The sequence below is a fragment of the Bdellovibrio svalbardensis genome (genome assembly GCF_029531655.1).
Classification (GTDB): domain Bacteria; phylum Bdellovibrionota; class Bdellovibrionia; order Bdellovibrionales; family Bdellovibrionaceae; genus Bdellovibrio; species Bdellovibrio svalbardensis.
This window is the reverse complement of sequence record NZ_JANRMI010000004.1, coordinates 198,750-219,432: the sequence shown is the minus strand read 5'-3', so window position 1 is coordinate 219,432 and position 20,683 is coordinate 198,750. Positions and strand designations below refer to the sequence as shown.

The following is a 20,683-nucleotide window of genomic DNA, read 5'->3' as shown; positions in this document are numbered from 1 at the left end:
TATTTCGATTTAGGATCGTTCACTAAAACCCGAAACATCTATATGTTTCAGGTTCGTTCTTTTCTACAAGCTTTGGCGACGTTTGCTGTTGGATTAGCCATATCCGGGTGTACTCTTGACGCGTCGGTGGTCTCTCAAAAAAGTCTGTCTTCTAATCAACAAATTCTTATCGTCGAAGATGCCAGTGCTCTAAGTTCCAAATTTGACAGCTTAAAGAAATATAAACTGATCTCCAACCTTTCTATTAAAGCAGATTCACTATCTAGTTCCGACTTTATTCAAAAAGGAACGTCTCAAGGACTCATTGTGATTGTGCAGCCAACTGCGAGCGATCGTGAGTTTGATCTGTATGTTTCAGTTTCAGCTGCGGCAGGAACTGTGGAATTTGAGCTTCCGGAAGGAAGTGTGGAATTCCAGGATGGTTCCGTCAACACTCTGACAACGTCACCGGCGCTGACAAACACTCTGGCGATGAATCACTCGAGACTGGCCTTGGGAGAAGAGTACGTTTGTTATTCAGATGTGAATAAGAAAGTACGATGTTTGGGGTCATACTACGGAGGCCAAACGGGAAAAGGCGATAGTAGCGAGGGTGAGCAGTATCGAGGCTTTGAAGTGAATACCTCCTTGATTTCTGGCTCTGGTGATTTTTATAAAGTATCCGGGGCCAGTTACTCAAGTTGTGGGCTGTCGAGCGAAGGAACTCTTTACTGCTGGGGCGACAACTATAGTAATGAGTTGGGAGTCGGTACTGGGGATATGGAAGTACTTCGGCCAACTCCGGTTGCTATGACCAATGTTGCTGGCGAGAAACGATTTATTGATTTTGATATGGATTTTGAGTCCCTTTGTGCGGTGTCTGCAGTGGGTGACTTATTTTGTTCTGGAGTTATAGATGCGACGAGCTCTTTGGTCCCAGTGAAGGTGGATCTTTCAGGTTTGTCGGGTACTGCTGGTAAAGTTGCACAGGTGTCAGTTGGTCGCGAGTTCGCGTGCGGTGTTACAAGTGATGGCCGGCTTTTCTGTTTTGGAAAAAACGATCAGGGTCAGTTAGGAAATGGATCCATGTTGGATTCGGTGACTCCAGTCTATGTTGATGTTTCGGGAGTTGCCGGAATCCAAAAGTTTGTTCAGGTTTCCCTTGGGATGAATCACGCCTGCGCGGTGACGGTAGAGAGTGTCATGTACTGCTGGGGTGACAACAGTACTGGGCAGCTCGGCAATGGGACGCAGGTTGATAGTGCCATTCCTATTGCTGTCAATACCGCCGCTCTGGTTGCAAGCGAAAAGTTCGTTATGACTTCGGTCGGCCATAATGGAAGTTGTGGAATTTCAAATCTCGGCAAAATTTATTGTTTTGGCGATAACTGGCATTACCTCACAGGAAATGGCAGCGCCTCGGATGCGTGGTCCCCGGTTGCTGTGGATAGTTCCGCTCTCTCCGGTGGTGCCTATTTTACCGGAGTCGCTTTGCATGAAGGGCGTACATGTGCGACATCCAGTGACGGGGGACTTTACTGCTGGGGAGATCCTTATGCAGATTCTTCATTTAAGGATAATCCAGCCTACCAACCACAGGAAATCAGCACATCGGCTTTGCCGATGGGTCAGTACTGGGATCAGGTGATCACCTCCGATGCTTCTTACAAAAAAGGTGTGGCGCTGATTTCGTCAGACGGCACGGGTTATGTTTGGGGTGCAAGTGTTCCGGGTATAAATGCAGATGTTGCATCGGTTACTCCCATTGATGTCTCTACGATGAGCGGAAGCACCAAGTTTAAGAAAATAGCTTTGGGCTTCTATACGATGTGCGGAATTTCATTTGACGATAAACTTCATTGTGCGGGATCGGGAGCAGCAGTGGGCCAAGGCGGCACGGTTACATCTGTGAGCACGTTGACTCCGGTAGATACCTCATCGATGACGGGGGCGACGACCTTTTCAGATGTCGACATCGCTCAGTACGTCGCATGTGGCGTTGCTACGGACGGTGTCGGCTACTGTTGGGGCGGGTCAGGTGCTTCGGATATTTTGTATAATCCAGGTTTGGGAAATGGGTCGTCGGCAACCAAATACAAACCTTATCCTATTAGTGTCGGCGCGATACCAGGCTCCAAACTTTTCTCTAAGATTGTGGTAACGAGTTTTCACGTCTGCGGCCTGATGACAGATCAAAAGGTCTACTGCTGGGGCAACTCAAATTACAATCGAACCGGAAACAGTAGTGGCACTTCTGTCTATACGCCGCAAGCATTGAACACTTCAGGAATGACAGGTTCTCAGTTATTCTCTGATATTCACGGGACCACTGAAACATTCTGTGGGGTATCAGCTGACAATATTGTGTATTGCTGGGGGGATTCTCGACAGGGACAACTCGGAAATAATAGCTTTGCAACATCGACGACACCTGTGGCGGTATCCATGGGAGGGTTGGCGGCAGCGGCAGCGCCGCTATCAGTTAAGGGTGGACCTGGCAGCTCTTGTGGAATCTTGGATGCGGCTTTTAATATTTATTGTTGGGGGGCTCCAGGCAATTCAGTGCTCACTGAGAATAACAGCGCGACTCCTGTGTTGGTGGATCGCACGGGGATGAATGGCAGTCCAGTGAGGATCACCAGTGGCGGAAATCTTTTTGTGACCACTTCGACTAATAAAATCTATTGTATCGGTTGGGATTGTAATTTGGGACTTTATAGAACTAAACCAACGAAGCAGTACTACGAAAGTTTCTAAGCTTGCGATGATTGTGGCTGTTGTGAGTTGATTCACAATAGCTCTACATAATCTGATTTAAAAAGATTACGTCCGCGCGAGTTTTCAATATCTCCTAAAGGCGCCTAAGCATCTGTCCGATCCAAAGGCATATTTAGGGGTACAAATGAAACGCTTCAGTCTTAAAGCTCAATTCCTAGTTGTCTTCGCGCTCTGCTTAATTGTCACTCAAGGCTTAAACTATCTTCAATTTAAAGAATCACTTAGCACGCAACGCGAACACATCATGCAAAGCTTCAATCTTCATTCCGAGTCCTTGGCGGCTTCGATCGCTGCGCAGTTTTATGAACGCTACGGAGACGTGCAGGCGTTTGCAAAAAACGAAGCCCTTTTGAATACAGATGCAAAAAGAATCACCGATTCATTCAACTCCTATGTAGCTCTTTATGGCATCTATGATTTGATTATGTTCGTTTCCCCGGAAGGAAAATTGATCGCTGCAAATACCAAGGATGCTAAAGGCAATCCTCTTGTCGTAGAGCCACTTTTTAATCTCAACTTCAAAGATGCCGAATGGTTCAAAAACACTCTTGAGGGAAAATTCACCGAAGACCCGGGTAAAGGATTCACAGGAACCTTCGTAGAACAGCCCAACGAGGATCCTTACATATATCAAGTGTACAAAGAGAAGCGTCTTTCCAACAGTTTCAGCTCCGTGGTGAAAGATCACAATGGCAAAATTCTTGGAGTTTTGTCGAATCGAGCGCACTTCAAATGGGTACAGGATGAACTCAAGTCCGCTTTTGAGAATCACAAATCAAAAAAGCTCAACTCGATTCTTCTGACTGTCGTCAACAAAGACGGCGAAATTCTTGCGTCGGTCTCTGACGATCAAGCCCTGCATAAACAGCAGTCTTTGAAGAATTTTGAACCGGTCAGCAGAATCACGCAAAAGCAACATGGTGTTTTTCTGGGTTCAGACCCTCGCCGACCGGGGCAGGATCAAGTGGTGGGATATAATTTCTTGGAACACGGAAAGTTCATATCAAGTCTTGGTTGGGGAGTCCTGGTTCAGGCAAATTCCGAAGATCTTTTTTCGGCTCTGATTGCAGCCAATACTTACTTCGTTGTGGGTGTGCTCGTCTTGACTCTCTTGGCACTGGCGTTGTGCTGGTTTGTCGTAGCAACCCTGGCCAAAAGAATACAGACTATCTCAGAAAAAATTACGGAAAACACACTGGATGTGGCCTCTTCAAGTGAGCAAGTCAGCGTGGCAAGTCAGGCTATTTCAAAAGGATCTGTGGAATCCGCGGCTACGATAGAAACTTCTGTTGCCTGCATGGAAGAGATTTCTTCAGTCACCAAAAAGAATAATGAAGGCGCCGAAAAAGCGGCAGAACTGTCACAAAAGTGTCAGAAAAAAGCCGAGAGCAGCAGCGCAACCCTGGCAAGTCTTAAAGATTCCATTATGAAAATAAATGAATCTGCCAAAGAGATTTCTGAAATCACCGGTGTCATTGACGATATTGCTTTTCAGACAAATCTGCTGGCATTGAATGCTGCAGTTGAGGCCGCGCGTGCCGGAGAACAAGGCAAAGGTTTTGCTGTAGTGGCCGAAGCTGTCAGAACACTGGCGGCCCGTAGCTCTGAAGCCGCAAAAAACATCAGTCAACTGATCAGCCGAAGCTCCGACATTGTGGATGACGGGACGGTCAAGGCAGAAGAAACAGAAGCTGCGTTGACGGAAATGCTCCAACTGGTGGAACAAATTGCGACTCTGAATTCAGAAATCTCGGGCTCTTCAAAAGAGCAAAGTATCGGGATTCAGCAGTTCGGAACGACCATGAACGAAATTGATTCGGCTTCGCAGAACAATGCCTCAGTCGCTGAAGAGCTTTCCGCAACCGCCGAAGTGATGACGCGAAAAGCGCAGGTGTTAAGAAGTGTCACTCTGGAGTTGGAGGATGTCGTCCACGGAGCCAAGGATGTCGGCACTTAAAGGACAAATGAACGGGGAGCATCTCGAAGATTTGATGATGCTCTGCCAAGTTGATGATGGAATGCAATGCAACACCAGCGCCGCAAATAAGTCAAACTTCTGAGCACAAGAATTCAACCCCTCAAGCAAAGTTGTTGGTAATTGATCGGGATTTCAAGGTGCCCGTAACAAAACTTTTTGAAGCCTTCGCCAGCGTTGAAGCGCTGAAAGAGTGGTGGTGGCCGACGGGACTTCATGCTGACCATATCGATCTGGAATTTCGTGAAGGCGGCAGATATTTTATTAACATGAAAGGTCATGCTGAAAGTGGCGCGGGAATGACCGGCCAATTTCAAGAGATCGTAAAAAACGAGCGCCTGGTAATGACCGACCAGTTCGCTGATGATCAAGGTCGAGCGATTTCGGCTAAAGAAGCTAAAATGCCAGGTGAATGGCCAGAGATTGGATACATCACCTTCGAGTTTGAATCTGTCGATAAAAACACTAGCTGTTTTAAGCTTTCCCAAGAAGGTATTCCGAATGAATTGCAGAAAGAATGCATTCAAGGGTGGTCTGAATCTTGAAAAGCTCGAGAGATATTTGCAGGCTGGCAGAACACACTGAGGCTCGGCATTTTTATTTTCTGGTCAAGGTGATGGTTAGCTCACAAATGGTGACCCCACCCCGACTCGAACGGGGATCAATCGTTTAGGAAACGAACGCTCTATCCTGTTGAGCTATGGGGTCTTCGCAATTCAAAACTTATTACATTTTTCGTTGAAGCGGCGATTCCGTCACCGGCCAGCTTGATTGCAAGACAGCCGGACGGCCCTTGAAAACCAGAATACCCATATTGCCATAATGAGTAAGGCGCTTCGCCCATTCTCCTGGATTGTTATCAGCACTCCAACGAACCCAAACGATAGCTTGAGTTGGTTTGTTTTTCAAGCGTGTGACTAGCACGGTGCTCACTTCAGAAAGCGCGAAAGCTTGATCCTCGATGGTGATTGAAGAATCAGAGATCTGAAATTTCTGATCTGCCAACTGTGACTTCATGAAGTTTGCAAAGGCTGCGTTATCTCCGACCAGCACAATGGCCCCTTCAGAAGGAACCTCAAAGGCGTCGCTCACGTTGTGCAAAGTGGTTTTGCCTTCAAGGGTTTTGCTCCAGTTTTGAACAAAGGCTTGGGCTCCGCCGTTGTTGCCGTCAAAATAAAAATGCACCGAAGGGGAGCCAAGCACTGATGATACGGTGGCAGGGCGCTCTTCCGTGTACAAAGAACGGAAAAGATGGAAATCAGGATCGACAGAGATTTTCACAGGGCGAGAACGTGAAACCAAAGTGAAAATCTGCGATTTGTCGGCAAGCTTCGCCACCTGACGAACCTCTTCGCCAGATTCTAGAGTCCAAATGACCGGGATTGAGAGGTTGTAAACCTCTTCTTGCTTCTGGCTCAAAACATAAGTCGTCGCATTGGATCCGTCCAACCAACGCATCACTTTGACGTCAGTCAATTCAATAACCGGGGCCCCTTTGCGATCCAGCCATTGCGTGAATAAACTCTCGAGATTTTGATTGGTGATTTTCTCAAAACTTGTTTGGATATCTCTAAAAGTTGCGCGCTTAAAGATGTTCACGTTGTAGAAATCCTGAAGGGCCTTCTGGAAAAGCTCTTTGCCAAAGCGGAACTCCAGCATATGGAAGAGCATCATGGATTTGCCATAACCCACGGCTTGAGAGCTGGAATTGTGGCGGCCCTTGAACTGACGAAGCGGGAAATCGCTTGCTGGATTTGTGGTAACAAAATCAGAATAGTTAGCGAGGGTCTTCATGCGATAGGCGCGGTCTGCGTTTATCTTTTCCTGTTGCCAGTAATCTGCCATGTAGGTTGTTAAACCTTCGCTCCAATTGCCTTTGTCGTAATCGACATAGACGCTATTGCCCCACCAGTTGTGAAGAATCTCATGGGGAAGGGAGGAGTTTAATATGAATGGAAGACGTACGACTGTGGAGCCCAGCAAAGTGAAGCTCGGCATCCCGTAGCCGGTTTCCCAAAGATTCTCTACGACGCTAAAACTTCCATAAGGATAAGGCGCAATGATTTCAGAGAAGTGTTGAATGTAGTCGGGCATCACCGCTAGGAAATTTTGTGCCAAAGCGGGTTCATCTTTGCGCAAAAGAACTCGCAGTTTTTTTCCGGATGCAGTCTCAGTTTCAAAACTTTTGAAGGGACCAGCAATCAGATAGATATCTTCTTGGGGGTATATTTCTTTATAGCGAGTGATATTGGTCAAACCTTGATTTTCAAGGCTGATCATTTGTCCTTGTGACAAAGATTTCCAATCAGCCGGGGTGCGAATGCTCAATTCAAAACTTTTTTGTGCACCTAGAACATCGGGATACCAGTAAGTGCTTCCGAAAAGTGTTGCACCCTCCAAGGAAATCAAACCACGACTGTCGTTGTCGACCACAGGATCATAGATCACACCGGAATAAACCAATGTCGCCGAGTTGTCTTGTGAGCTTAAAGTCAGACCATATTCTGTAAAAGGCTCAGCTTGGGTGGCCGGGTGCAGAACAACCAAAGAATCGTTTGCGCTGATGACGGCGACTTGAAGATCTTTATGTAAAAGAAAACTGATCTTGCGCGGAGTATCCGCAGGAAAGGTTAGCGTGTCTTGGGCTTTGATCATTTTGAGTGTCGGAAAAATTTCGACATCAAGTTTGTGATGAAGTGGTGCGGCCGCTTTAGTTGGAGCTTCTGCTGAAACCTGCGCCGGAGCCTGGAGTGTCACCAACAAAAAGAAGAGAACGCCAGCCACAAACATCAGCTTGTGAAGAGCTTTAGACCTAGACATCGTTTACCTCTGAGAAGGCGCATTTTTTACGCCGGGAAATCGAGGCCGTCAAAGAGATTTGAGTTTGTCGTACTGTTCTTGTTTGTGACCCTGCCGAGAAGCAAAAAAGCTAGGGAGGGGTGAAGAGAAGTTGAATCTTATTCCACTTTTCGCATTCAGGCGCGGTAATGCTTATATTCGTTTTGGTCCAAGGATGGATGAACTCCAAATGAACGGCTTTTAAGCACAACCCCTCGATTCCTAAGTGATTTCTGAAGAATTGGTTGTGTCGGGAATCGCCATGATAAGAGTCGCCCAGCAGGGGATGAGTGATGCGGTTGAGGTGCCGGCGAATCTGGTGAAAGCGGCCGGTATGGGGTTTGGCTTCAATCATTGAATAGCGCGCTGTGGGAAATTTTTTCCCGACGGGAATCGGGAATTCAATGGTGGCCAGACGTTTAAAACTGGTGTGCGCTTCGACTGCCACCCCTGTGGAATCAAGTTCTAAGGGGATATGAATGTCCCCTTCCACGGGAGTGTAGCCACGAACGACAGCGTGATAGGTTTTTTTGGTTAAGCGCTCTGCAAAAAGACGCGACACTTCCCGGGCAGATTCAGAGGACAAGGCAAAAAGTAACACGCCACTTGTTCCTGCATCCAAGCGGTGAACGGGGAAGACATGTTGACCAAGCATATCCCGAACTTGGTAGAGGCAGATCTTTTCGCGCGGAACCGGGTAGCCATCCTCAGGAGGATGCACATGAAAACCTGATGGTTTTTCAATGGCAACAAAGTATTCATCCTGATAGAGCAGTTTCATGTTCGCGACATTACAGAAACCCAAAGAAAAAGACCAGCTAAAAAGTCCCACCAAAGCCTAGCGATAGACAGTTTGAAAATGTGTTCATTTGCATTGGGACCTCGGGGAAATTGAGTTCACTCCGAGCGCACCGGAGAATCAGTTCAGGAGGCTTTGCCATGAGATCAAAGAAAATTCTAGTGGTCCTGACGAGTACGCAAAAGCTTGGAGACAGCGGACACCTCACCGGAGCTTATCTTTCCGAGATCACACATCCATACGAGGAGTTTTCGCGGGCTGGATATGAGGTTGATATGATCAGCCCCTTGGGCGGCAAAGTGCCTCTGGACGGAGTGATGATGGATGATCCCATCAATGCGACGTGGATGAATGATGAAGAGTTCCTTTCAAAAATTGAAAACACTTTAAGACCCTGGCAAGTCAACGGTCGCGATTACAGCGCCATCTATTTTGCCGGAGGTCACGGAGCCATGTTCGATTTCCCCGACAATATAAACCTGCAAAAGCTGGCCTCTGATATTTTCGAAAACAATGGAGTTGTGGGGGCTGTTTGTCATGGCTCAGCGGGCCTGGTGAATGTTCGTCTTTCCGATGGAAGCTATCTGGTGCGTGATCATGAGGTGTCATGTTTTACCAACGATGAAGAAAGATCTGTGGGACTTGAATCGGTTGTTCCCTTTCTTCTTCAGTCGCGCTTGCAGGAAAGGGGAGCTCAAGTGACCACCGCACCTAATTTTGCAGGCCATGTGATTAAAAGCGGCAGGTTAGTGACAGGCCAGAATCCAGCCTCTGCCGCCGGTGTGGGGCAGGGAATTGTTGAAGTTCTGGATTTTATCAATATAGGCAAGAACATTCCTGAACAAAATTGGTGCGAGTGGCATCAGCCATCGACTCAGGTGTGAGCTATTGGGGCGCAGTCTTAGGGGTAAAGAAATTCTTAAGCACATTCTCAGCGGGGGATTTTCCAAGAGGTGAAAATCCTCCGTTCACTGACATGTCAGAGTCATCGTCGACAAGAACTTGCCAAATTCCAATTCCTTGCATCCAAGGCCATTGTGGCTCCCACATGGCTTGCAGTAAAGCCTCCCACGCGGCCGCCTGATGTTCATAGTTGATGGGAGTGTGATCATCTTCGTATAAATAGGGAGCGACAAAGCATTTTTCAACACTGCGATATCCAACTTCCTGCACAGCCAAGCGGCTGCGGATTCCTAGTGTCTCATCCAGATTGCTGAGCATGTCGTTGAGGTTTTGTGCATAGGACATTGGATTTTTACTGAGCACTCCGACAAGTTCCGAGTAGCCACTGGGGTAGTCGGTGGTGGCGCTGCCCAGGGCACGGTAGTAGTCCAGTCCAACAAAATCCAAAGAGCGCCAGAAAGTTCGCATTTGCTCTTGATGAAAAATCTCCTCGGGAGTTCTCGTCAGGAAAGTGAGATCGTGATACCACTGCGCAAATTCTCCACCCCAAGTCTTTTGCCCTTCTTCCAGGACATACTGGTCCGTGTAATTCGCGCCGTAGGTAATTTCCACATCGGGTCCTAGGACATTTCTGGCTTTGGCGACGAAATCCACCCACAGTTCTGGAAATCCGAAACGCCATGATGGATCGCGACTGCCCAATCCTGATGTTAAAGAATGCATTTCTGCTCCAATGGAATACCAAGAGGCCCCAACTTCGCGGGCGATCTTCATGTACCGCTTGTGGTAGTTAAAGAAGTGATCAAACCATTCTGACGGATTGTCAGGACGTATATTGCCATGCCACCAGGTATAGCCATTTTCAACAAAAGGGAATTCATCTTGAGGTCCCACGACGAGCAGGATCGGACGAAAAGCTATTTTCATTCCCAAATCCTTAGCGTAGCGAATCGTCTGTTTCAGAAGAGCTTCCTCTTGTTCTTGCAAGTCTTCCGGTACATAGGAATAAATATCCGAGCTTCTTCCCGTGATCATTTTTCCACGGAAATTGAAGATCACCATATTGGCACCCAGAGAATGCATCTTCGCGAGCAGGCGCTTTACGCGCAATCCTTGGGGGCTGTCGTCGGTACGGAATCCCAAGGGCCAATAGGTGATAACATTGAAGGCAATATCAGCAGAAGCATGCCCCTGAGTGGGGGCTGTCATTAGAAAGATCATGAAAATAGCTATCCATGTTCTCATGACTTTATTCGGCGATAGATCGCAGTTGCGGTCAAGATGAGTGACAGCACTGGCCGAAGTGCCATGGCAGCAATATGTTATTTGTCGCCAAGTAAAGGGGGCTCTTGAGTCAGCAGATTTTATTTTCTAGCGTGAAGAGCGAAACCAGAAAGGATTCCATCATGAATCATATAGCTAGACTCGCGATTCTTCCCATTCTTTTTGTATCCGTGAAGGCCTTGGCAATAAGCTCGCTGACCAGATCTTCGACGTTTGTAGATGCACAGAAGCTTTGGCAAGATTCGCAAGAGGTGTCATCGACAGAAATCAACGGGAACTGGAAGCGTATTGCTGTCTATGAACACGAAGACTGCAAAGACATCATGCATGGCCCTGCTTATGATGTTTCAGGAATCAGGAATCAGGATGGCTCTGTTTTCACTTTGGCCTTTGAAGGACACCAGGTGAAGTTTTTGAATGTAGGCATCGCCACGAATACCCAGGGTCCTTATGAAATCCATTCAAGGTTCAGCAATTTCTCTTCTTGGGCTTATGATGAAAATACCAAAGCAAAAGAGATGACGGATCAAGCTTATGGAAGCTACAGCTGCAGAGTTGTTTCCGACGCCAACAAGCAACTTATTTGTGCTGTAGGAACGGGTCTCAAGCAGGAAGCGATTTCAGATTCCACCTTTAAAGCCTGTAGCAAATTAAAAACAGGTTTGATTGTATTGTTCTCAAAAGTTGATTGAACGAATTGATTGGGTAGGTCGGCCGATCAGGCCGGCCTGTAAAACCATTACTTCTTCTGTGGCACCAAGCGAATGCCATCTTCATCCACGGTGATCAGACGCTTCTTATAGAGACCACCCAGGGCGATTTTATACTTCTTCTTACTCACTCCAAAATAATCATAAATGATTTCGGCAGAGGTCTTGTCATTAATTTCCAAATAACCGTCTTCATCATTCAAAGCGCGGAGTATTTTCTCTGCAATATCATCAGCACCAGCAGTGCCAGTTTTGTGAAGCGCGAGATCGATTTTTCCATCAGTACGAACTTGCTTAATATAACCTTTGATCTTTTGTCCTGGGATCAATCTTTCAAAGACTTCATTGCTAAATAAAATACCCCAATGACGTCCATTGATGATCGCATTGATACCCAACTCAGTCTGGCGAGCGATTATCAAATCAACACTTTGTCCCGCAGTATATTCGCTTGGATTTTTATCAATATAGCGGTCGACGCGCATTGAAGCACAGATACGACCGGTGTTGTCGACATAAAGGTAGACCAGGCAATTTTCGCCAACACGCAAAGCGCGAGTTTTTTCGGCGAACGGAAGGAAAAGATCTTTCGGAAGTCCCCAATCCAAGAACGCGCCAACAGAAGATAATGAGACAACGCGGAGACTTGCGAACTCACCAACTTTTGCAAGGGGAGTTTCTGTTGTCGCAATCAAACGATCCTCAGAGTCGACATAAATAAAAACTTCCAGCTCGCCATCTAGGTCATAGTCTGCTGGGACGTAACGTTTCGGCAGCAAAATTTCGCCATCATCTCCACCATCAAGGAAGAGTCCGAAATCAGATTTTTTCACAATTTTTAGTTTATTCACTTTTCCGATTTCGACCATTTTCAAGAACCTTTTTCTAGTGCTGCTATGAGGCGACTTTGCTTCGACTTTGTTAGATATCAAGGGAAGAGGTCACTCAATGAGTCTGTTTTTTAATGCAAAACTGAGTAAAAAAGAAGACTTAAATGACATCTTATAGATTTTGACCTGCTTTGGGCACGGGAAGATGACAGAATCTCCAGCCTTTGCTAAGCTCCTCCCATGTCGAAATTAAAGATCTTCCTGTCAGAAAGCCTTAATCCTCACTTAAACCTAGCTACGGAAGAGTGGATTTTTCACAATCTGGATCCATCAAGCCAGGTTCTGTTTTTGTGGAGAAATGACAATACAGTCGTCATTGGGCGCAATCAGAATCCTTGGTCTGAGTGTAATTTGGCGAAAATGAAGGAAGACCAGGTCACATTGGCGCGCAGAACGACCGGCGGTGGAGCCGTCTTTCACGACATGGGGAACACCAATTTTACCTTCCTTTCTCCTAAAGAATCTTATCGCCGTGAAAACAACATCCAAATCATCTTTGATGCCCTGAAGACCTTTGGAATCAAAGGAGAGGCTTCTGGTCGCAATGATTTGTTGATTCCTTTCGCTGATGGCCCCCGAAAATTCAGCGGTAGCGCTTACCGTGAAAAGAAAGATCGCGCGTTTCATCATGGAACTTTGTTGTTGCATGCAGATCTCATGCGCTTAGGTAACTATCTGACTCCAAATCCAAAGAAATTGCAGGCCAAAGGAAAAGAGTCCGTGCGTGCGCGGGTTGCCAACTTGAATGAAATTTCAGCGAATCTTAAACACGAAGAGATCGTTGAGGCCATGATCAAGTCTTTCGAAAACTTCTATGGCGGAAAGGCTGAGACAGAATTCTTGAGCATGAAGAGCCTGCATGAAAATCAAGAACTTAAAGGACAATACGAAACTTTAAGTTCCTGGAATTGGCTTTATGGAAATACTCTTGAGTTCAACCAGAAGATGGATGAGTACTTGTCTTTGGGATTTTTTGATATTCATTTCAAAGTCGATGAGGCCGTTATCACGGATTTGCAGATCTTCTCTGATTGTTTGTATCCTCATTTGATCGAGGCCATGACTTTGGCGCTTAAGGGAAAACCTTATACAGTGGATTCAATTCAGCAAAGTTTTGCCGGTCTCTACCCGCAGTTTGTTGATTTGACATCAGGATTGAAAGAACTTGAGGCTTGGATTAGCAGTCAGGTTGAAATCTAGGCTGTTTTTTTGGTGGCCAGATCTGGTGGATTTGAAAACATTTGCTCAATACGTTTTTTATTCTCGAACTCGTCGATTTTTGCGTTCAGGTAGTTTTGCGCGCGATATTTATCCAAATCCTGAATGTCTATTTTCAAAAGATGTAAGTTCTTAATATTCTGCTTCATCAGGCGATCCTTCTGGTGCCCATAGAAAATGCCTCCTTTGGGAGTGTACAGAACGTATTTCCCATTTCGGGGAAGATAAACATAGAGATTAAATTCCACTCTGACATCAGCCGCCAGATCTTCAATGTTCAGTGCTGCCATTTCTTGATCGGCGCTTTCTTCAAACTTAGCGTTGATATCGGCGCGAGGAAAAAAGGCCATCGCGACTTCATTGCCCTGGTGAATTGATTTACGCAAAAACTCCGCATAGTCCAAGGCCCAATCTTCGAAGGGGACCTGTTTGATGTTAATATTCATTGTCTCTTGCTCTTGAATTTGTTCGCCGTTGGTTTTTAGGAATTTAAATAGTTTTTCGCGAACATTGCCAATGAAGGAGTCATCAATGATTTTATTTTTACCCATGGCCGCAATTAGGTAGCCAGAGAAACGGGAAGACTCAATCACAATGCAGGCCACGTTCGAAGATTGCTCGATAGGGGCTTCGTGAATGGCAGAGCCACGCACGCAGGACTGCTCGAGGGCTTCTCGAGTGCCGCGCAAGATGATTGAGTCAGTTTGTTCGTTTGCACTCTCTGAATCAGATTCAAATCCAGGCCGCTGTTTCTTTGAGTTTTTGTTGGTCTCAATGGGGCCCCAGGCGACATCAGACTTTTTTCGCTCGCTTCGAGTAGAGTGATTTTTTCCATCTCCATAGGGATCGGGATCGTAGACTCCAGCATGTTTTTGTCCTGCACCAATTCCCTCGCCAGCCATGCCCGGATCATTCGGGTTTAAACTCCCTGACATTGCAGAGAAGGGGCCGCTGGAGTTGGAGGCGCCATCGCTGACTGCAGATTTATTGGGATCAAGTGTGCCTCTCAAAACTCCCGCCAGATCACCATCGGTCGCATTATCGCTGAATCCAGAAGTTGAGTGAGAGTTTTTTGGCTGGTTTGATCCACCCAAATAGCTTCCATTGGCACTTTCAGAATTTTGATTGTGACTTGGTATATAGCCGTTCGTATTCGAAGAGGAACCATCACCAGAGGTGAAGCTGGATTGAGAGTCATCTCCTAATAGTTGGGCGAGAACGCTGGCGGCAGAGGCGCCACCGGAAAACCCTTGTCCACCGATGACTTGACTGCCGCCTTCGCCACCGCGAATAGAAATTGTGTGATTGTCGTCACCTTTTCCCAGGCTCATTCGGTTTGTCTGTTGAGAATAGGGTTTGGCTTGCTGATCTTTATAGTATTTATTCACGGTTCGCTCTACAGCAGGCCCTGTCACTGGCGGGTAGAGCAGGTATTCTGTGGCTGCGGCACTGAGATTCTTCAAGGAAAGGGCGTTTGATTCTTCAGCAAAGGCAATCACGCAGACCGGAAATGCTTGTGAAAGAATCTTAGGAAGATTGCGCACCTTCTTATTTGGATGATTGGTGCTGACCATAACAAACTGAGGCTGCTCTTGAACCAGAAAGATCATAGCCTCTTTAAGGTTGCTCGTAGATTTGATCTTCCACTCGCGATTTCTCAGGAAATTCTCAACGGAAGTCAGGCCAGCTGGATTGGCCTTGATGATCAACAAAGATTTCTTCCTCACATCCTCACTCATATTCACATTCCTGTTAAGAATTCTTATAGAGTCTTAACGGACGATAGGTATGAACAAACAAGCAGGAACCCGAATATTACTAGAAAATAACAAAATCGAGTTAAGTTCTCGAACATTTGCAGGGTAAAAAGTCCTGAAAATTTAAGAAGTTGTAGGCTTTGAGCGAGGCTTTAGTCGCTTTCAAATGTGAAAAGTTGTGTGTTGTTTAAAGCTTGTAGTCTGGAAAAACCGAGGTTTTATACAAACAATGAATTTTGAATAAAAGTATAAGAAATAAACAATACAAATGTGAGTAAAAGAATTTCATTTATTGAATGACTGCAATTTTTAATATCCTAAGTCTGGTTTGAATCTTCAAAATTGCTTATCAAACCCCGTTAAAATGTCCAGAAATGCGAAAATTGGCTTAATTTTATCCAGAACTGTCTTGTTTCACCGATAATTAACAATATGAGCTGAGAAATTCTCTTATTGTGGGGTGTTCGTGGAGCATTGTGATGCAACAAATTTTGGTAAATCAATACTTCGTAAAAGTATTCGTAATGTCTTAGCCGCCGGGATTCTTATTGAGCTGGTCTTAGTACCGCCATCCTATGGAAAAAACATTCTGCTTGCTCAGGCCGATGAAAACTCCTTTGAAGTGTCGCCGAATGGCGGGGATCTTTCCATCAAGGGTGCGACGGCTGCTACTAATCGTTCCTCTTCCAGTCAGCCAATGAACTTCTTCGTATCCGACTCTTCACGCCCTTATATACCACCCACTGAACTTTATCCTGATGGTGCCTTACAGAAAGCTCGTAAGGAAGAATTAGATGAGATCAAGCGGGCAGAGCGCGCTAAGGATCTGGCCGTAAAAGATGCAGAAGACTATGAGCAACGTAAAAAAGATGCTGAACGCGAGATTCAAATAAAGCGCAGAAAAATTGAAGATGCAAAAATTGAACAAGACAAAATGAAAAAGGAACAAGAGTTTTATGAAGCTGATCTTGTTCAAGTGCAGGCAAGTAAAGCCAAAGTCGACAGAGACTATACTTTGGTAAAAGAAAGTATCGATAAGTACTCTCAAGAGTTCGCTCAGGTTAAGAACGACTATGAAAAGAAAAAGAATGAATATGCCCAGCAAGAGCGCGCCCTGAAAATCGCTGAAAGAGATTCGGAGTTAAAGATCAACAACATGCAGGTTGAAATGGAGAAAATGCGTCGCGAGATTTCAACTGCAGAGGGCGATATCTCAAAAAGTATGAACAGAAAAGCGCGCATTGAGGCGGAACAGGTTCGCAGTAAATCAGAACTTGAAGATGTCGCTAATCAGTTGGCCGCGACAAAACAAAAAAGAGATGAGCTCAGCGACGAATTAAGGCAGGCGAATCACATTCTGAACAATCAACAGAATGAAATAGCAGAACACAAAAGAGAATTGGTGGCGATGAATGCTGAGATGGTTCAAATCGCTAACCAAACATCCAAAGCAAAAGCAAAAATTTTGGCTGATGCCAAAAAAATGGAATATCAAATTGCTGAAAATAACGGGATTCGTATGACTCTCGAGGCGGAAAAAGCCAAGTATGAAGCCGAGAACGTCAAACTTATGGCAGCATTGGCATCTGCAAGATCACGTAATGAAGCAAGTCAAATGGCTATGGAGCAGGATCGGGCGATGGTTTTAGAGACTCGCTTGAAGATTGAAAAAACCAAAACTGAAATCTCGCGCTTAGATAGCGAAGACAAAAAAGCAAAAATGGATAGCGACACCCTTAAAGTTAAAATGAGAAATTTGGCTTCGATGGCATCGAATTCAGATTTGGACGAGAGCGCCATTTCAAAATGGATTATGAAAAAAAGTTGTTATCTTCGTACAGAACCTCGTGAGTCCGCAGAAAAAGTGGGCATCATGGAGAAAAACAAGGCTCTGGCAGGGCAAGTAGCGGGTGCTTATATTAAGCTATTGAACTCTTCAGGGCGTCCTATGTTTGTGAATAAAAACTGCGCCACTGCTCAGGAGGAATTATGATTTTGAGAAGTCATAAGGCTCTCGTTCAAGCGGGATTTGTCTTGATTTGCTCTTTGTCCCTGACCTCTTGTTTTGACGGCGATGGAAGTATTAACATCGGTCAGATTGTTCCCGGGGCGCAAAGCGGAGTTTCTATTGCGATTGATAAGATTCAAAATGTATCCCGAGGATCCTGGGTCGTCGACGCTGGTGGAAAAGTTTATGTGACTTCTTCAGTTGTGCGCGTCGATGGACATTGCACGCGCGGCGTTGGCAGTGTGACGGTGGCCGTTGACGGAGTCGTCGCTGCTGAAACTGCCGTCTGTGGAGTTGATGGCGGATTTGTATGGAATAAAGTTTTTTCATCAGTCACACCAGCATTAGGGACGCAGTATGTTTTGGAAGTGCGAGGTATGAAGTCTGATGGATCCGCGATTTCCGGAGTGACTGCGACTGAAACTGTTGTCATCGATACAAATGCGCCAACAGCGCCTGTTTTGAATGCAGTGGCAGGTTGCAGTCTTTCGTTGGGTGTCTGGATTTGTAATTCAGCCCATGTTCAGATCAGCGGAAGTTGGTCCGGGGTGGAAGATGTTTCATCTCTCCAGTTTCCAGCTGGTGGAACAGTTGCCTATCCGACGGCAACTACGTTCACCTATGACTTTGACCTTACTGAAGGGCAAACCAGAAATTTGGACTTCACGGTCAAAGACCGCGCTGGAAACACTTCTGGATCCAGCTTGTTAAGTGTTTCCTACTCTCCAACAACGAGCGCCTTGGCCTCATCTGTTAACGCTGGCGGTACTGTCGGCTTTGCGGGTGGTCCGGTGAATACGGCAGCTTCGATGATTGGAAGTGTAGGAAGTGTGAGCGGCAGATCATTGGATCTGAATTCCGCTCTGCCAGCAAATCAAAGAGTTCAATTACAAATTGGTCCTATCGCTGTCGGTGCTCAGCAATTAAATCCATAAGGTGGTGGAAGATGAACAATATTAAAACACTCAACTATATTTTCAGTCTTATGTTGGTTCTTTGTTCTGGTGTCGCTTCCGCGGGACCTACTATGAATACAATTTATGTTCAGGGTTACTTGCGAAAAGCGACAGGCTCTGCGGTTTCTGACGGAAACTACAGCATGACATTCGCAATTCGCTCCGGTGCCACTTATTTCTGGACAAAAACAGTTTCGGTGGCAGTGAGTGGAGGTTTCTTCTCTCAAGGTCTATCCGGAGCTTCTTCGGCTCCTTACGGTGGAAACATTGACTCTGCGAGTTTGGCAGCGGCGGCCGCGGGGAGTTTGGCAGTGAATGTGCAAACGACCGTTGATGGCAATGCAGTGAGTTTTGACGTCCAAGCTTCACCGGTTCCTTTGGCATTGCTCGCGGATAAAGCGAATACAGTTGTCGCTGGTGGTGTTGACACGGCTGCGATTGCAAGCTCAGCAGTGACAGCGGCAAAAATGGCAGCTTCGGATACGATGCCCGCATGGGATGGCTCGGCATTGACGAATATCACGGCGAGCAATATTTCCGGAACAATTCCAAGTGGAAGTTTCCCAGCAACATTGCCAGCGTCTAGTGGTGCTAACTTAACGTCATTAAATGCCAGCGCGCTGACTTCTGGAACAGTTCCGGACGCAAGGTTTCCGGCAACAATGCCCGCAGCCAGCGGTGCTAACTTGACAAGTTTGAATGCGACTCAGTTAACCAGTGGAACCATTCCCGACGCTCGATTCCCGGCGACATTGCCAGTAGCCAGCGGTGCAAATCTAACGAGTCTTAACGCCGCAAATATCTCAGGAACTCTTCCGGCACTGGATGGCTCAAGCCTCACAAACTTGAATGCTTCAAATCTCGCATCAGGGACGGTTCCCGTTGCACGGATTCCAACGACATTATCCAACGCGACGACCTTTAGTGCTGCAGGGACAGCTTTGGCAGTCACTAATAATGCAACTGTGGGTGGAACTTTGGGTGTGACAGGAAATACGACATTAGGTGGTACTTTGACGTTGCCTAATGCGGGAACAATTACATCGGCAGGGACGACAGCCACTGCGGTAAATATCACTGCAACGGGTGCGGGTGGAGGTATTACTATTGCGCCAGTAGCGGCGGGTACGGGCGCAATTCAAATCGGAAGTACGAGCTCTGGCAACGTGACTCTGGGCAATACCGGTGGTGCCTCAACGACAACAATCACTAGTGGTACTGGCGGGGTTACAATTGGATCTGGCGGGAAGGCGATCACAACAGGTATTGTGACTTGTTCGGTTGCCGCTACAGCTACGGCTACACAAACTGTCACGGGTTGTACAGGTATTGCAGCCGGTGGCGCGGGTTGGGGTTGTAACTGCAATATCAACACCGTTCACGCGACTTTGGGGCCCGCTCCCACGACAAATGCTGTTAATGCTATTAAACCAGGATTTAGCGCACTAGCAACGACCGCCGCTAGTAACATCTTTGTTCAGTTAACGGCTGCGATCACAACGGCGAATAGCGCGACCATAAACTGCATGTGCTTCAAATAGTAAGCTGTCATGGGTTTTGAAAAAATTCAACAAAGGTAAAATACAACTAATGGACATCATCATGATAGACAACAACAAGTTCGACAAGTTGGATAAATTAGACAAGTCCGTCATCATAGCAATTTTTATCGTAATATTTTTACTCTTGTCGCAAAACTCGGAAGCCCAGGAGTATCAATTCAATAGTTCAGCAGAACCCTCTTACGGCAAAGAGAAAACTCAGCTTCAATTTAAAGCTGTGGATCCCACCAGTGCTGGCGCTGTCGGTGCGGATCCGGTCAACAATATCCAAAACGATCAGCCATTCACAGGCTATGTCGGGTATCCTCGCTTTCAGTTTGGTCTTTTTTACGCCCCAACTTCGACGGGATTCAAGCAAGAGTACAACAGCTTGCCTTTGAATTTCTCTTCAGCATCTTACAACAGCTTTAATGTCTTTGGACGTTTTTTGGTGAATCCGAATTTGAATGCAGAGCTTGAATATTCGCACTCAGCATTTTCGGTTTCGAGTAAAGACTTGGGAACTTATCAGGTTCAAAAGTCCACCGCAAATATTGATACTCTCTTGGGAAGAGTGATCTACTGTGATGTTTTAAGTCATGCTCTGAATAAAATCTGTTACGGTGGGGTCGCTGGATTAGATGCTTTTCCTTCGTTGAATTTTACCAATGCAACGGACCTGGAAATTACCAGCATCAAAGACATGGTGCTGGGTTTGCTGTTGGGCTATCAGCGGGAGCTTGGACCCTTTGCATATCTAAACACCAACCTAGAGTATCTCTATGGTTTGCGCCAAGGGCAGAGTTCTAATTTGGGTGTTGATTCAGACAGCAAGATCAAAGCGAAGATTGAATTTAATTTCTTAAGTCAAAAAAGTTTGAACTATTTTACTGCGGGTGCCGAATACAGCTATCGCGATGCCAAAGTTCACGGGACGACAGGCAGCTTTACAGATAACTGGAGCACCAAAGCGACCAGCTTTTCTTTGACGGTCGGATATACATGGACGTGGGATAATGGATTGTAGATTTAAAATTAAGGAGAACG

15 protein-coding genes and 1 tRNA gene are annotated in these 20,683 nt (G+C 46.2%); 10 read left to right on the top strand and 6 right to left on the bottom strand.

Annotated features, from left to right (window positions below; translation table 11 throughout):
* The first annotated feature begins 42 nt into the window (after positions 1 to 42).
* From NWE73_RS14040 to NWE73_RS14030, 3 genes are all read left to right on the top strand, one after another.
* A complete protein-coding gene (locus NWE73_RS14040) occupies positions 43 to 2,736 on the top strand; it encodes an RCC1 domain-containing protein (protein ID WP_277578971.1) in 2,694 nt (897 codons plus the stop codon).
* A gap of 145 nt (positions 2,737 to 2,881) precedes the next feature.
* Positions 2,882 to 4,714, top strand: coding sequence for a methyl-accepting chemotaxis protein (locus tag NWE73_RS14035; RefSeq protein ID WP_277578970.1), 1,833 nt, complete (start codon positions 2,882 to 2,884; stop codon positions 4,712 to 4,714).
* 158 nt (positions 4,715 to 4,872) lie between these two features.
* On the top strand, positions 4,873 to 5,277 hold the full coding sequence (locus NWE73_RS14030; RefSeq protein WP_277578969.1) for an SRPBCC family protein: 405 nt from the start codon (positions 4,873 to 4,875) through the stop codon (positions 5,275 to 5,277).
* 87 nt (positions 5,278 to 5,364) lie between these two features.
* Here the strand turns inward: NWE73_RS14030 and NWE73_RS14025 are convergent.
* The 3 genes from NWE73_RS14025 to NWE73_RS14015 form a co-directional block, all read right to left on the bottom strand.
* Positions 5,365 to 5,440, bottom strand: a tRNA-Arg gene (locus tag NWE73_RS14025).
* 18 nt (positions 5,441 to 5,458) lie between these two features.
* Positions 5,459 to 7,552, bottom strand: coding sequence for a M1 family metallopeptidase (locus tag NWE73_RS14020; protein WP_277578968.1), 2,094 nt, complete (start codon positions 7,550 to 7,552; stop codon positions 5,459 to 5,461).
* Between the two features lie 109 nt (positions 7,553 to 7,661).
* The gene (locus NWE73_RS14015) at positions 7,662 to 8,351 is read right to left on the bottom strand and encodes a pseudouridine synthase (protein ID WP_277578967.1); all 690 of its coding nucleotides are present in this window, start codon (positions 8,349 to 8,351) and stop codon (positions 7,662 to 7,664) included.
* Between the two features lie 158 nt (positions 8,352 to 8,509).
* On the opposite strand from NWE73_RS14015, the gene NWE73_RS14010 reads away from it, so the two are divergent.
* Positions 8,510 to 9,253: a type 1 glutamine amidotransferase domain-containing protein gene (locus NWE73_RS14010; RefSeq protein WP_277578966.1), complete on the top strand. Its 744-nt coding sequence runs from the start codon at positions 8,510 to 8,512 to the stop codon at positions 9,251 to 9,253.
* A gap of 1 nt (position 9,254) precedes the next feature.
* On the opposite strand, the gene NWE73_RS14005 is transcribed toward NWE73_RS14010, so the two are convergent.
* Entirely contained in the window at positions 9,255 to 10,517 is a 1,263-nt protein-coding gene (locus NWE73_RS14005) for a glycoside hydrolase family 113 (protein ID WP_277578965.1), read from the bottom strand.
* 161 nt (positions 10,518 to 10,678) lie between these two features.
* Here NWE73_RS14005 and NWE73_RS14000 point away from each other — a divergent pair, with 161 nt between their 5' ends.
* Positions 10,679 to 11,248 (top strand): hypothetical protein, encoded by a 570-nt coding sequence (locus tag NWE73_RS14000; RefSeq protein WP_277578964.1) that lies wholly within the window; start codon positions 10,679 to 10,681, stop codon positions 11,246 to 11,248.
* Between the two features lie 47 nt (positions 11,249 to 11,295).
* Here NWE73_RS14000 and NWE73_RS13995 read toward each other — a convergent pair whose 3' ends face one another.
* Positions 11,296 to 12,135, bottom strand: a complete 840-nt coding sequence (locus tag NWE73_RS13995) for a CvfB family protein (RefSeq protein WP_407652962.1) — start codon at positions 12,133 to 12,135, stop codon at positions 11,296 to 11,298.
* Between the two features lie 201 nt (positions 12,136 to 12,336).
* Between NWE73_RS13995 and NWE73_RS13990 the strand changes: the two genes are divergently transcribed.
* On the top strand, positions 12,337 to 13,356 hold the full coding sequence (locus NWE73_RS13990; RefSeq protein ID WP_277578962.1) for a lipoate--protein ligase: 1,020 nt from the start codon (positions 12,337 to 12,339) through the stop codon (positions 13,354 to 13,356).
* Here the strand turns inward: NWE73_RS13990 and NWE73_RS13985 are convergent.
* Positions 13,353 to 15,113 (bottom strand): hypothetical protein, encoded by a 1,761-nt coding sequence (locus tag NWE73_RS13985; RefSeq protein WP_277578961.1) that lies wholly within the window; start codon positions 15,111 to 15,113, stop codon positions 13,353 to 13,355. The genes NWE73_RS13990 and NWE73_RS13985 overlap by 4 nt on opposite strands.
* Before the next feature lie 484 nt (positions 15,114 to 15,597).
* Here NWE73_RS13985 and NWE73_RS13980 point away from each other — a divergent pair, with 484 nt between their 5' ends.
* From NWE73_RS13980 to NWE73_RS13965, 4 genes are read left to right on the top strand one after another with little or no spacing between them, the layout of a single operon-like run.
* Positions 15,598 to 17,124: a coiled-coil domain-containing protein gene (locus NWE73_RS13980; protein WP_277578960.1), complete on the top strand. Its 1,527-nt coding sequence runs from the start codon at positions 15,598 to 15,600 to the stop codon at positions 17,122 to 17,124.
* Positions 17,121 to 18,074: an Ig-like domain-containing protein gene (locus tag NWE73_RS13975; protein ID WP_277578959.1), complete on the top strand. Its 954-nt coding sequence runs from the start codon at positions 17,121 to 17,123 to the stop codon at positions 18,072 to 18,074. Before NWE73_RS13980 ends, NWE73_RS13975 begins: the two co-directional genes overlap by 4 nt.
* Positions 18,075 to 18,085: 11 nt before the next feature.
* Positions 18,086 to 19,636, top strand: a complete 1,551-nt coding sequence (locus tag NWE73_RS13970; protein WP_277578958.1) for a hypothetical protein — start codon at positions 18,086 to 18,088, stop codon at positions 19,634 to 19,636.
* 49 nt (positions 19,637 to 19,685) lie between these two features.
* Entirely contained in the window at positions 19,686 to 20,663 is a 978-nt protein-coding gene (locus NWE73_RS13965) for a hypothetical protein (protein ID WP_277578957.1), read from the top strand.
* The last annotated feature ends 20 nt before the right edge of the window (positions 20,664 to 20,683 follow it).